This is a genomic window from Sabulibacter ruber (assembly GCF_017355955.1).
Taxonomy (GTDB): Bacteria; Bacteroidota; Bacteroidia; order Cytophagales; family Hymenobacteraceae; genus Nibribacter; species Nibribacter ruber_A.
In genome coordinates, this window is sequence record NZ_JAFFID010000001.1 from 1,891,836 (window position 1) to 1,905,386 (window position 13,551).

Here is a 13,551-nt window from a genome sequence, read left to right on the forward strand (position 1 = left end):
CATCATGCGGAAAGAAGACCTCCAGATTATTTTCATGGGCACCCCAGACTTTGCGGTGCCTTCGCTCCAAGCCCTTGTGGAAAACGGCTGGAACGTGGTGGCCGTGATCACCGCCCCCGACAAGCCCGCTGGCCGAGGCCTCAGACTGGTGCACTCGCCGGTGAAGGAAGTAGCCTTGCAGCACAACCTGCCCGTGCTCCAGCCCACCAACCTGAAGGACCAAGCCTTTCAGGAAGAACTCAGAAGCTTCAATGCCCATCTGCAGGTGATTGTGGCCTTCCGGATGCTGCCCGAAGCCGTCTGGAACATGCCGCCTTTGGGCTCGCTCAACATCCACGCCTCTCTGCTGCCGCATTACCGCGGAGCCGCGCCCATCAACTGGGCCCTCATCCATGGTGACAAAGAAACCGGCGTCACGTCCTTCTTCCTGCAGCACGAGATTGACACCGGCGACATCATCCTGCAGAAAAAAGTGACCATTGCCCCGGAAGACAACTTCGGGACGCTCTACGAGAAGCTGAAGCACGCCGGCGCTGAACTCCTGCTGGAAACCGTGGAAGCTATCGCCGAGGAGCGTACCCAGCCTTATCCGCAACCGCAACCCGCCGAGCCCTTGCGCATGGCGCCCAAGATCTTTAAACAAACATGCCAGATAGACTGGAACCAACCCGCCGAGCAGGTGCACAACTTTGTACGTGGTTTGTCGCCGTACCCAGCCGCGTGGACAGTGTTGGAAGGAAAGCAGTTCAAGGTGTTTTCAGGCCGAATTCTGGAAAACCCCGCTGAAACGGCACCCGGCACTTACACCACCGATGGCAAGAACTTCCTTCACGTACAATGCGGAGAAGGAACTGCTTACGCCGTGGAGGAACTGCAGATGGAAGGCAAAAAGCGGATGAAGATCCAGGAGTTTTTGCGGGGTTTCACGTTTCAACAAGCCGTATGATCGCCTTAGTAGTAGCCATCGCGGAGAACCGCGTCATCGGGAAAGACAACCAGTTGATCTGGCATTTGCCCAAAGACCTGCAACATTTCAAAAAACTGACCATGGGCCACCCCATGGTGATGGGCCGCAAAACCTTTGAAGCCATTGGCAAACCGCTGCCCGGCCGCACCTCCATCATCGTCACCCGGCAGGAAGACTACCAGGCTCCTGAAGGCTGCGTAGTGACGGCCTCACTGGAAGAAGCATTACAGGAAGGCCTCGCCCTGGACGAGCAGGTCATGGTAATAGGCGGCGGCGAGATTTACAAACAAGCCTTGCCGCTGGCCGAAGTGGTGTACCTCACTCTGGTCCACGAATCCTTTGACGGCGACGTCCTCTTCCCGGAACTGGAAGCCGATGCCTGGGAAGTAACCGAGCAAGAGGAACACCCGACCGATGAGAAACACGCGTATCCCTACACGTTTTTCACTTTCCGGCGGAAGGCAGTGTTTAGTAATAATTAATGATTTAGCACTCAGATTTTCAAATTATAGTATACATCAAAAGGATGTCTATTTACAAGTATCACCAAGCAGCTTAAAAGCACCATTTTATTGAATTCTATCTCTCTACTTCAAAAGAATGCTTTGATTAAAAAAGCGGATTGGTTCATACTGGCAGCAATTTGGATCATTGCAACTGCATTCAACTTAAATAAAGCATTTCATATAGATGACACATTTCATTTATTAGTTGCTCAATGGATTGAAAAGCACCCCTTAGCTCCTATGTCTGGCATTATTAACTGGGGAAAAGAGAATGTACCAATTTATACTTCAAATCAACCTCCACTATTTTTCTACCTAATAGCTGCAATTGGTAAGTCATTTGGGTACAAAGAGGTCCCTTTACATTTATTAGAATCTATCTTTTCTTTATTAGCAATAATATATTTTTACAAATTATGCAATATTCTAATTCCCAGGTTTTCTTTGTTAGCTACCGCTCTTTTAGCTTTCAACCCGGCCTTTTTAGTAAATCAGAACACAATGGTAGACATACCTATTCTATCGTTGAGTATTATCTTTATTTTTCTACTAGTCAAAAATAACAGTAATTCGAACATAAAAAATCATTTTTTTGCAGCAACTATTTTAAGCGCAGGTCTTCTAATTAAATATTCTTTACTACCGCTTTACTTAATACTAGCAATTTCCATTCTTAATAACTGGTCCATCAAGCAGACACCTGCCTTAACACTCCCCTTCCTTACTATCACTGCATGGAGTATTTTTAATATTTATGAATTCAATTCAATCCATATAATAGGTAGATCAAACAACATTGTACTATCATCATTCACTGTACATAAGCTTATTACTTATACAGTAACATTAGGCTCTATAGCCACATTCTCTTTATTTATTCTAGCGCAGCATTTAAGAAAGGAAAATTTCAAGAATATAATTACCATTCAGCTTCCAATAATTCTGCTCTCAACTTTATATGGTATATCAAACAAACTAAACTACAAGACACCTGCATTTATACTTTGGGTATCCTTTTTATTTGTTGGAAGCACTCTATTATTTCATGTTTTTAAAACTTTATCAGATAAATCATTTCACAAGAACAGAATAATAATTTTTACTTGGTTCTTTACAATGGCTTTATTTATCATACTATTCGCCCCTTTTATATCTACTAGGCATGTACTCTTAGCTATTCCTCCCCTAATAATTCTAGTCTTCCAAAGTTTGGAACATATAGAAGCTAGAACACTTTTCTTTACTTTAATTTGTACAGTTACCTTAGGCTTCCTTCTAGGCATGTCTGACTGGGCGTATTCTTCTTTCTACAGGTGTGCTTCAAATAAGATTGCAGCTAATCTTCCAAAAAGGTCCACCATTTGGACAGTTGGTCATTGGGGGTGGCGATGGTACAGTGCCCAAAGTGGAATGAAGTTTTATGACGAGGAAACTTCTAAACCCATGGTAAACGACTTTTTCGTTTATCCGCTCAACGTGCCTTTGCAACCAGTTTCAAAAAACATCATACTCCAAGAAGTTGGCAGTATATACCAAAGCCCCACCTGGGTTACATTTTTTACTACTGCCAAAAATGCTAGTTTTTATAGAACTGACATTTCAAATGTACCATGGTCTTTTACAGTAAAACCAGTTGATACAGTAAAAGTATTTAGAGTGATATCAATCAAGTAGTAACATAATGAAACAGGGGGCTGATTAGCCCCCTGTTTCATTATGTTACTACTGATTCTGTCTTCTATCTGAGAATATAGATTTTTCCATACCCCTTTTTAAATGCTTTATCGCCGGTAGTATATCTATGTTTTATATCCTCATTCACATTATCCATAACTACTCTATACAGGTATACACCATTTGCTAATTTGTCACCATATTCATCAGTGCCATCCCAAGCGAACTCGGAAACATTATTCCCTATTTTTATTGGACCAAGTTCTTCTTTATGAATTTCTCGAATCACCTTGCCAGTCACTGTCATAATTTGGAGCTTCATTTTATCAGGCACTTTATTCCCAGTCAAAGTAAAAACAAACCTTGTCTTTGAGGAGAAAGGATTAGGGTACGGATAAAAGTTGGAAATAGAAGATTCATTCACAACTTGGAAGGAAACTCTGTATGGCTCACCTAATTTATTGTCTGTAGCATCTAAACCCTGAACCTCCAGCAAGTAAACTCCATCAACTAACTCTTTGGGGTTATATTCTATTCTAAAATCATTGTTTTCATCAGCTGCATACAATTTCACATCTGAATTAGCCTCCAATAAAATTTCTTCAGCAACAGAATTACCGGGCTTAGTTAAATACACCCGCATCTTTTGCGATTGCTTCACAGACAACTTACCTGAATTGTCTTTCAACACAATATTAATCAGTGGACTTGGAGAAACTATATCACCGTCAAGAATACGAGTCCCATCAATTGCAACATCCACTATAGGAGGCATTCCGGAATAGGAACCAATCGTAAATGGTAGTTCAAGGGTGTTATTATAATAATACTGCTCAGGCAATATTCTTGGATTAACATTTACGCGTAACCTGTTTGCACCAGTTAAGCCATTAGTAACAAATGTACTCTTGAAATAGACGGTATCGTTCTTTTGTAAAGGTTCAATCTTGAATGTTTTAGAAGTAGTATTACCATCTTCTTTATGCAAAGTAGTTTCAACCGTTAATGAATCATTGAAATCTACATTTGAAATATTATGGAATGCAAATTGCAAATCTATCTTACCATTAGTAGCCTGTTCTGATATTTGCTCATACTTGTTGACACCTATAAGATCCGGCCTTAAAACCCCCTCGGGAACCCTTTCATACAGAACTACCCATTCCTTCAACTGAGGCGCAGTCCTGTTTTCAATATCACTAAGATTCATTTTCAATCTTAAGTAAGGATACTGCGATGCGTTAACTGATCCTAAATCAAAATTAGAAGATGTTATATTGTCAAAAAGCCGTGTTTCTTCACCATTCAACGTAATTCCCATTACTTCTAATTTATAACTATCGGACTGCTCAAGAGCTAGTTTATAATGCAGTGACTTCCATTCACGAGCAGGGCCGATAACGGTTGAAGAATACATCCCGCTACCGGAATTTGTCCAGAGTTGAGTTTCTAAGAAGATTGACTGCTGATTAGCTGGAGTAGGCTCAGCTGCTGATGGCCCTACTTCAGGAACTGTCCCTGGTTTTGCACCTTTCCTACCAATTAAGGCAAAAGGATCTCCAGGCACTAATTTGTCAATCAAAACAGACCCTAAACTTCTAAACTGGGCTTTTAAACTTTCTGGAAGAGTATTATAAGGTACATTGCTAGTTCCAACTAGAGCAACATGGAACCCTTCAGGAATCTTGCTAAGGAATGTTTCTAGATTAGCTAAATTTTCAGGTTTTCTTAAATCAACAAAATTGTAAGTGACTTTAGGTTGTCGCCCACAAAAGGAAGCAAGTCCAACCGGCATATCTGTATAAGGTTCCAATGTTTTATCATTGAACACTACAATCATTATATTAGGATTATAAGTATAACAATCTCCATCAATTGTTCTTATACCTTCAATGTAAATTGAATTTGGCGGATACCCGAAGTTTACGGCTCCACCTACGCCCCTGATCCTAATAGTTTTAGCTATGCTATTTACAAATTCAATCTTTTTACTGTCTCTTTTTAATAAGACATTCTGGCCTTCAATTTCTGCTAATTGATCTATATTGCTTTGAGACCAACCATTTGGACTATCAGGAATAAATCTAAATGAACTGGTAGCCCAAACAGTATCTTCTTGGGAAGAGACCTCAAAGTTTCGGAAACGCCAAAAGTATACCACACTATCCCGCTGGGATGTATTGGATGGTAAACTCACTTCCCATATAGGGACGGTTCCGCCCTCAACTACGTTAGTTCTCTTCCATGGACTTTTAAAAGTAGCAGTTGTGTCTATTTCAAAATAATACTTATTATTACCCTCCAACAGATTGGTTGACTGGCCAATTAATTTCACAGTTTGAGAACTAACAATTCCGTATTTATAGGGTGATAAGGCAATTACACTGCTTGCAGGCAAGAAAACTTCTAATTCCCCAATATTATTAGTTTCGTCTAGTTCTTGAATCTCATTCCTTGAATCTACCTTCACCTCAAAGGAATTAATCCCTGGAACGAAGGCACGTGACTCTAATTGAATCTCAATTGTATCTCTAAAGCTTGATAATGCAACTACTGCAGAGTCAGATTGTAGCAGTTCTCCATTCTCCTGTATGCGGTTTACTCTGATATTGAATGGTTCATCATGTACTTTTCCTAAATTTTTTACTTCTACTAAAACTGAAAACTTCTCAGTAGAAGCTGATAAAGGTTTATTGTCTAACGGCTTAACAGAGATAGAACTATTGTTTATAGCGTAATCTGGCTTTTCTGGATTAACTAAGATGATTGCTGGATCTCCTTTCAGATCCATTTGCTCTATCATTGCAATCAGATTATCTCCAGTATTGACATTTTCTATCTGTTTTAAGACTTGTTTATGGATAATACCCATGGGTTTACCAAAGTACTCTTCATTTGCAAAAGCTTCTTCGTAAAAAGTTCTGCTGAATAAATTAAGAAGAGATGGATATCCATAACTGGAATGCGCTATGAATAATATTGCCCCTTTGTTTGGAGTCAACAACCAATCTTCACCAAAAGAAGAAGCGGTGGTAAATATATTCCCGGCATTACACCCATTCATCAGAATCATTGGATATTTGCCAGTATTATTATATCTATTAATTGGATTTGATACATACCCAATGTCAAGATCCGATACAGAGGAAGAACTATGGCCAAAGAACGTAATCAAAGAAAGACCATTGTTTAATTCATTAGCTATATTTAGAGTATCCAAATCTTCATTACTATCTCGCACTTTTGTTTTTACATTAGCTCCAAAGAACTTCTTTTCTGCAATCCTCTTATAAGTACTAAGATAATTATCAAAAAGTCTACCTTCCTCTATGGTATTGCCTCCACCTAAATGTAGAATGTTCTTTCTCCACTCTAAGTTTTGTGGCAGAGACTCATGCTGCTTAACTTTTTCTAAATAAGCCAGCACATCTCCCGGATTCTGTGCTGGCAACCGGCCTGTTGCAAGTTTAGGTTCATAACGGCCTTGGTCCCAATCTGAAGAAAAGAATATATCTGAGCCCGGGGTTCCACCTGTTGGAACTAAATCCTTGAACGGTACAGAGTTAGGGTTCTTTCTTACATTGACATACTCTGTTTCAATTCCCTTACCTAAGAGGTAGAGGAATTGAGGCCTTCCATTTGCCAGCATATATTTCACAAACCTCCTTATAGCAGCAGCTGACTTATCTCCATAGAAGAACTGGTCGTAAATCTGGTTCACTTCCATTACTAAGGTATCAAACCCACCTCCTGCCGATGAGGTTCTATAAGCAGCATAATCAAGCACTGGATTAGCAGAAGCACCAGAAGGCAACATCAAACTCTTATGAGAAACTATCAAATAGTTTGCTTGGGCTCCAGTAAGATTTCTGAATTTTACTTCTTGTGCATTTGCGGGGGTAATTGCTACTCCAGACCATAGAAACCCTTTCTTATTAGATGAACCTACAGCACTTGGAAATACAAAGCTTTTGGAAGTACTGTTTGCAGATCCTGCAATTCTATAAACCAAACCTTCAGCAGTGAGGTCGTAAGCAATTGCGCTTTTAGCATTAGTTCCTTCAAAGGTTAGTAAAGTTTGTTCCGCAGCCGAAGCAACCTCAAATGACATTGAAGAGCTTGCCATAATTGGTCGTTGGGGGAATACCACCTTCGCATGTGAAAATCTGATTTGACCATTAATGTTGTCTTTAGGCACCAACCGAATAGTTAGTCTTCCAGCCGTAGTAACATCTGAAAACTCTAATGGGAAAGTTTGTCTGATTGTATTGTAGGGCGAGGATTTCAAATTCCCCAATAGCCTTATCGTTGTCCCATTCACAGCAAATACATCAACGTCAGGCGAAGTGGCATTAGAACCAACTATCACAACTTCTACTGAAGGATTTGGCCCTTGAACATACATATTAGAGACACCATTTATGACTATGTCTCTGGATCTAGGAGATGAACTTGACATGAAACCTTCTCCCTCATCCACCCAAGTCATATGGTTCTCTCCATAACGTCTTCCCCGATTGTATTGATCTGTAGACTGATTGATTATGGTTTGCCAAACCCACGGCTGCGCAGTTAGACCGCTAGAAGGAGTTTCTTGAGTTACCATCCTCCGATTTTGCTGAGAAGTAGACCATGTCAAGAAATACGCAGCAGTATCAGTATAGAGACTATAAAAGGGGTTTACCTGATGCTCAGGATTCTTATATAACTCTCTATCCAAAGCCCCATCGTTTTTCTCCCCATAGAACTCAATGAAATCATTCGCATCAAAAGAGCCATCGGCTTCACCTTCTACGTGGATAGCCACTTCCTTTCCGCGGCGGAACAATTGGAAGTTACGAGGGTCCACCCCGTTGATTCCGGCGGCCTGCAGGTAAGCGCGGTCTAAACGGTAAATGCCCGTAGTAGGCACTTTGATTTTATAATACTTCTGGTTATAGTTGATCCACTCATTGCCGTAGGTTACCTGTTGTCCATAGGAGCTTGAGGCAGGTGCCAAGAAGGCAAAGCAGAACAGAATAGCAAAAAAGAATAATCTAAAAGAGTAAATTGTTTTCATATAAGCATGCACACAAATCAATCAAAACTATAGGCCAGGGAAACAATCACAGAAGAAACCTGCGAGTTGTCAGAAACCTTGGATAGAGCAAGGTCCAACTGCAGGCCGTGGGTAGCTACACCAATCCCGAAATTAGGCTGCACTTTCCAGCTGCTTTTACCGTTGAGGTCTTCAATCTGCTGCACGTTGTTGATGCCTCCCCGCAGGAACACGGAATTGGCGTAACCTAACTCTATTCCAACTTTGGGATCGACGGAAACGACTCCGGTGGAAATAAGGGTATTTCGTTTCCCATCGGTGGTTACTTCCAAATCGGTGGCTACTAAGGCAGAGAATCGTTTGGCAAACTGGAAGGAGCGTCCCACGCCCAGGATCAAACGAGGTAGCGTAACCTCTATGCTGTTGGCATTAAAAGACCCCTGATCCTGCAGATACGTGCTTTCCAGTTCATCGGGGTTCAGTTTCCAGGCGGTGAAGGTGGTGGTGATGTCTTTGGCCATCAACCCAAACTGCCAGTTACCCCGACGCAACTGGGCTCCGGCGTCAATCCCAAAGCCCCAGGCATTGGCAAACTTCCCTACGTTTCGGTAAATTATTTTGGCACTGGCACCTAAAGTCAGGCCCTGGATAAGGTTGCTCTTACGCGCGTAGGAGGCTAGAAAGGCGTAATCGGCTACGGAGAAAAACTCAATGCTGTCATACTGGATGGCTCCATATTCATTCTGCAACCGGCGGGTATCGGCGATGTCATCTACCCCTACCCTGATAACAGAAAATGAGAGGGCGCTGGTGGAGTCCAGGTTGGTGGCGTAGGCCCCGTAATCGTTCTTGATGATACCGGCAAAAAGCTCTGAGTGCATGTACACTGCATTGTGGCGCTTGGGCAAACCCACCAAACCAGCCGGGTTCCAGAAACCGGCGGTTGCGTCTCGTACTATGGCCGACTGCACCCCTCCCATTCCCAAAGCCCTGGCGCCTACTCCTATATTAAGGAACTCGTTGCTGTACTTTGGGGCAGAGATATCCTGGGCCTGCGATTTATCAGGCAACAAGAAAACGGTAAGAAGAAAAAGAATAGGTAAAAATCTATTTATCATAAAAACTATTTAATACGTCATATACGCAAAAAACATGTAAATATAGAGGGACCGGGCTAGAATTTAACACATCCAATATGGCCTATTACAACCATTTCTGTTCATCTGTTCCAAAATAAACCCTATTTCTTCCTCTTCTGCTCTATAGGGGTCTGTTTTAGGCTTTTACGTATTTCCCGCAAACTTATTTTATCCCGAAAACCCGCAACCAAAAATAAATTTCAACAGTACCTTGTTTTACATAGTACCTTCTTATATATTTGTCTCAATAATTCAGACTCACAGACCATGAAAGTAGAAAACACACAAGTGCAGATGCGGAAAGGGATTCTGGAGTACTGCATTCTGGAGATCATCGCCCGCGGCGAGGTCTACGCCTCTGACATGCTGGAGGAATTGACCGCCGCCAAAATGATTGTAGTGGAGGGGACGCTCTACCCATTACTGACCAGACTGAAGAACGCCGGGCTCCTAGATTACTCCTGGGTTGAATCAACCTCAGGGCCACCCCGCAAATACTATAAACTCACTGCCGGAGGCACTGAGTTTTTAGAACAGCTCCGCCAAACCTGGCAAGAACTGGTAGACTCCACCACCTTCATCATCAACCGCAAGAAATCCAACTAGCCATGAAAAAGAACATAAGTGTCAACCTGCAAGGCATGATCTTCCACGTGGAGGAAGACGGCTACGAGATGTTGAGCCAGTACCTTGCCGCCATAAAGACGTACTTCTCCACGTATGAGGGGCACGAAGAGATTGTGGCAGACATTGAATCCCGCATAGCGGAGATCTTCTTTTCTCGCCTGAACCCAGGCAAACAGGTCATCACCCGCGAAGACGTGCAGGCGCTCATCACCCAGATGGGTACCATCACCGACTTTGAAACCACGGTGGAACCAGAAGAAGAACCCGCTTCTGCCCATAGCCACAGCACTACACCTCCTCCTTTTGAGGCCACAACCGGTACCCAGAAACGCCTGTACCGTGATGTAAACCGCAAAGTGATAGCAGGGGTAGCCGCCGGTATCGCGAACTATCTGCAGATAGACCCACTCTGGATCAGACTGGCGTTTGTGTTCCTGGTGATTGGGGTTCCTTTTACGGGCGGTATCACCTTGTTTGGGGTTATCCTGTACGTCATCTGCTGGATTGCCTTGCCCAAAAATGAGGGCATGCCTGAGATACCGGTCAGAAAGCTGTTCAGAGACCCGGTAGACAAGAAACTGGGGGGCGTAGCCAGCGGGATAGGCCTCTACTTTGGCACCGATGTGGCCATCATTCGGTTACTTTTTCTGGTGTCGTTCTTTATGGGTGGGGTAGGCTTGTTTGCCTATATCATTCTCTGGATTGCCGTTCCTGAGGCCAAAACCATAACAGAGCGGGTGCAAATGCAGGGAAACCCCGTCACGCTCTCCAGTATAGAAGAATCGGTTAAAAACAGCTTGAACATGCAGGACGCTAACGGGCAGGAGAGCACCTTAGCCAAAGTCCTGTTGTTCCCGGTGCGTTTGGCTTCCCAGATCATCCAGACCTTGTCCAGGGTGCTGCGTCCAGTGCTTGGTGCCGTAGTGGTGCTGGTGCGGGTGTTTGCCGGCCTGCTCATGATGGTAGTGTCAGGAGCCTTTATGATTGCCTTGTTGGTTTCCCTGATGATTGGGTTAGGCGTCTTTGAGCAGCCTGAGTACTTCCAGATGGGCGACATCCCCGCCTCAGCGTTCTTCAATGCGGTTCCTTCCTGGTTGGTGTGGGCAGGTTTCTTCACCGGCATCATCCCTACCTTGCTTCTCTTCCTGTTAGGCGTTGGCTTGCTGGCAAAAAAGTTCTTCCTGAGACCAGCGGTAGGTTGGTCAATGCTGGGGATTTGGTTGCTCTCAGTGGCCGCTTTGATCACCGGCATCACGCTCACCACCCGCTATTTCCAGGAGTCTGGTGAGTACGCGGCTGAGCAGAACTTCCCGGCCAACTATGACACCATGGTGTTCAACATCAGAGATACCTCGCACAGATACGCCCATGGCCGCATGAACGTCTCGCTGGAAGGCTATAACGGTACCGATATCAGGGTTATCCAGACCTACAAATCAAAAGGTATCACCGAAGAAGACGCGATCAGAAACGCCCGCATGATTTCCTACAAAATGGTGCAGCAAGACTCTGTCATCAGGTTTGACGATGCCTTTACCTTTAAACCGAGCGCCGTTTTCCGGGACCAGTACATGGACCTCAAGATCATGGTACCAAACGGGAAAAAACTGCGCTTCTCAGAAGGCTTTGCCGACCACTACTCATACCAGGTTACCAACGGCAGCTACTACTCAGAGGACGTGGCAAACAACACCTGGGAAATGAGAGAAGGCCGCCTGGTGTGCCTTACCTGCAGCGTGGTGGATACCACCGCCGGTGCTAACAGAACCAGACGCCCAGCCGGCGGCTTAGACGATGAGCTTGCCATCCTGGACGATGATTACCGAGGCACCTCCAAAATCTACAACGTGCGTGACTTCACCGAGGTAGAGGCCGGAGGCGGGTACCACCTCAGAATTCGGCAGTCGTTCCGGCACCACGTGCGGGTTACCGGCAGCAACAAGGAATTGGACAAACTGCAGATACGCGTACAGAACGGTGTGCTTAAAATTACCCGCGACCGCGAGTTCATGAGCTGGTGGGATTCTAACAGCAAGCCGGTGCTTATTGAAGTGGAAATGCCTGATCTGTCTCTGGTTGACCTGAGCGGAGCCGCCAAAGCCGAGATCATGGGGTTTGCCCCAGACAACTTCACCCTGAAGCAGTCCGGCGCCAGCGAAGTGGCCATCAACATCAGCACCGGTCGTCTGGAACTTAGCCTGAGCGGAGCCGCCAAAGCCGTGCTGAAAGGCCACGCCGATGACCTCTCGGTAAGCGGAAGCGGAGCCAGCGACGTTGACGCCTCTCGCCTGACTTCCCAACGCGCCCAAGTAGACGTGAGCGGGGCCAGCGAAAGCGTGGTGAACGTGAAAGAACACCTTCGGGCCGAGGCCAGCGGAGCCAGCACCATTGAGTACTTAGGCGAGGTGCAGGATGTAGACATGAACCAATCTGGCGGTTCCCACATCAGCCGCCGCCAATAAAAACGGTTTCGGGCCTGTTTTTGGTAAAACAGGCCCGAAACAAACGATGCCAAAGCGCTCTCTTTGTTGGATTTCTGAGAGATGCTTTTGTTCAGGGAGGACGCGCTGCTGGCAAAGTCCTCCTTTCTTTCCCCTCCCCTTCTAGCGCTGAATTCCCTCCTTCCGTTCGGCCGTCCCTTCCTGAGAGTTGTTTATTGTTTTCCTCTCAATCCCTTTTCCCATGAAAACAACCTTTACCACCGTGGCCAGCCTGGCGCTGCTCCTGTTTCTGGGCTCTTTTTCCCAAACCAAAGCCCAACCGCAACAAGACCCCAGCACCACAACCCTCCTCCACCTGGACAGCATTTTCTGGTCTACCTACAACCTCTGCGACCTTGCCACCATGGAAAACTTTGTAGCCGATGACCTGGAGTTTTTCCATGACAAAGGCGGCATCACTCTGGGCAAAGCCAACTTCATCTCCAGCGTGGCGAACAACCTGTGCGGTAATGAGAACTTCAAAGTAAGAAGAGAAGCCGTTGCAGAAACCATCAAGGTGTTTCCCATGTACAAAGCGGGCGAACTGTACGGCGTTATCATCTCTGGCGATCACCTGTTCTACAACCAGCAAAAAGGCGAGCAAGAGTTTCTGGCCGGAGTTGCCAAATTCGCTAACCTGTGGCTGCTGCAAGACAACACCTGGAAAATGGCCCGGGTTTTCAGTTATGATCACGGCCCCGCTCCGTACCAGAACAGCAGAAAAGCCATCAGTTTGCCGGTGGGCATGTTAAGTCAGTTTATTGGGGAATACGACGGTCCTACCGCCGGCAGGCTGACCATCCAACAGGAAGACTCCGCGCTGATTTTGCTCACCAACCACCAGAAAATAGCCCTTCACCCTGAAACTCAAAACCGGTTCTTCGCCAGGGAGCGTGATCTAACCTTCGAGTTCATCTCAGGCAACGGAAAAGCTGCTTCCAAAATGGTAGTAAGGGAGAACGGCAACGTGGTAGAGGAAGCGGTTCTGCACCAGAAAAAATAGCCCAGCTTTATAAGATGTTCGCCTCAGCTCAGGCAGCATCATCAATCTATTCTAAGCTAAACTTTCAATAACCGTTTAGGGGCTGTTTTCACCAAAACTGTCTTTAAACAGAACGGC

The 13,551-nt window shown here is 45.0% G+C and carries 8 protein-coding genes; 6 read left to right on the top strand and 2 right to left on the bottom strand.

Features of this window, described 5'->3' with window-relative positions; all coding sequences use genetic code 11:
* Positions 1-4 precede the first annotated feature (4 nt).
* The 3 genes from fmt to JT719_RS07690 all read left to right on the top strand — a co-directional run bounded on the left by fmt (position 5) and on the right by JT719_RS07690 (position 3,147).
* Entirely contained in the window at positions 5-946 is a 942-nt protein-coding gene (gene fmt, locus JT719_RS07680; RefSeq protein ID WP_207432207.1) for a methionyl-tRNA formyltransferase, read from the top strand.
* Entirely contained in the window at positions 943-1,449 is a 507-nt protein-coding gene (locus JT719_RS07685; protein ID WP_207432210.1) for a dihydrofolate reductase, read from the top strand. Before fmt ends, JT719_RS07685 begins: the two co-directional genes overlap by 4 nt.
* 90 nt (positions 1,450-1,539) lie before the next feature.
* The gene (locus JT719_RS07690; protein WP_207432211.1) at positions 1,540-3,147 is read left to right on the top strand and encodes an ArnT family glycosyltransferase; all 1,608 of its coding nucleotides are present in this window, start codon (positions 1,540-1,542) and stop codon (positions 3,145-3,147) included.
* A gap of 64 nt (positions 3,148-3,211) precedes the next feature.
* Here JT719_RS07690 and porU2 read toward each other — a convergent pair whose 3' ends face one another.
* On the bottom strand, positions 3,212-8,206 hold the full coding sequence (gene porU2, locus JT719_RS07695; RefSeq protein WP_207432212.1) for a putative type IX secretion system sortase PorU2: 4,995 nt from the start codon (positions 8,204-8,206) through the stop codon (positions 3,212-3,214).
* A 17-nt stretch (positions 8,207-8,223) separates the two neighbouring features.
* Positions 8,224-9,303 (bottom strand): putative type IX sorting system protein PorV2, encoded by a 1,080-nt coding sequence (locus JT719_RS07700; protein WP_207432213.1) that lies wholly within the window; start codon positions 9,301-9,303, stop codon positions 8,224-8,226.
* A gap of 288 nt (positions 9,304-9,591) precedes the next feature.
* Here JT719_RS07700 and JT719_RS07705 point away from each other — a divergent pair, with 288 nt between their 5' ends.
* From JT719_RS07705 to JT719_RS07715, 3 genes are all read left to right on the top strand, one after another.
* Positions 9,592-9,930: a PadR family transcriptional regulator gene (locus tag JT719_RS07705; protein WP_207432214.1), complete on the top strand. Its 339-nt coding sequence runs from the start codon at positions 9,592-9,594 to the stop codon at positions 9,928-9,930.
* 2 nt (positions 9,931-9,932) lie between these two features.
* Positions 9,933-12,413: a GIN domain-containing protein gene (locus JT719_RS07710; protein WP_207432215.1), complete on the top strand. Its 2,481-nt coding sequence runs from the start codon at positions 9,933-9,935 to the stop codon at positions 12,411-12,413.
* A 220-nt stretch (positions 12,414-12,633) separates the two neighbouring features.
* Positions 12,634-13,434 carry a nuclear transport factor 2 family protein gene (locus JT719_RS07715; protein WP_207432216.1) on the top strand — a complete coding sequence of 267 codons (801 nt, stop codon included), beginning with the start codon at positions 12,634-12,636 and terminating at the stop codon, positions 13,432-13,434.
* The last annotated feature ends 117 nt before the right edge of the window (positions 13,435-13,551 follow it).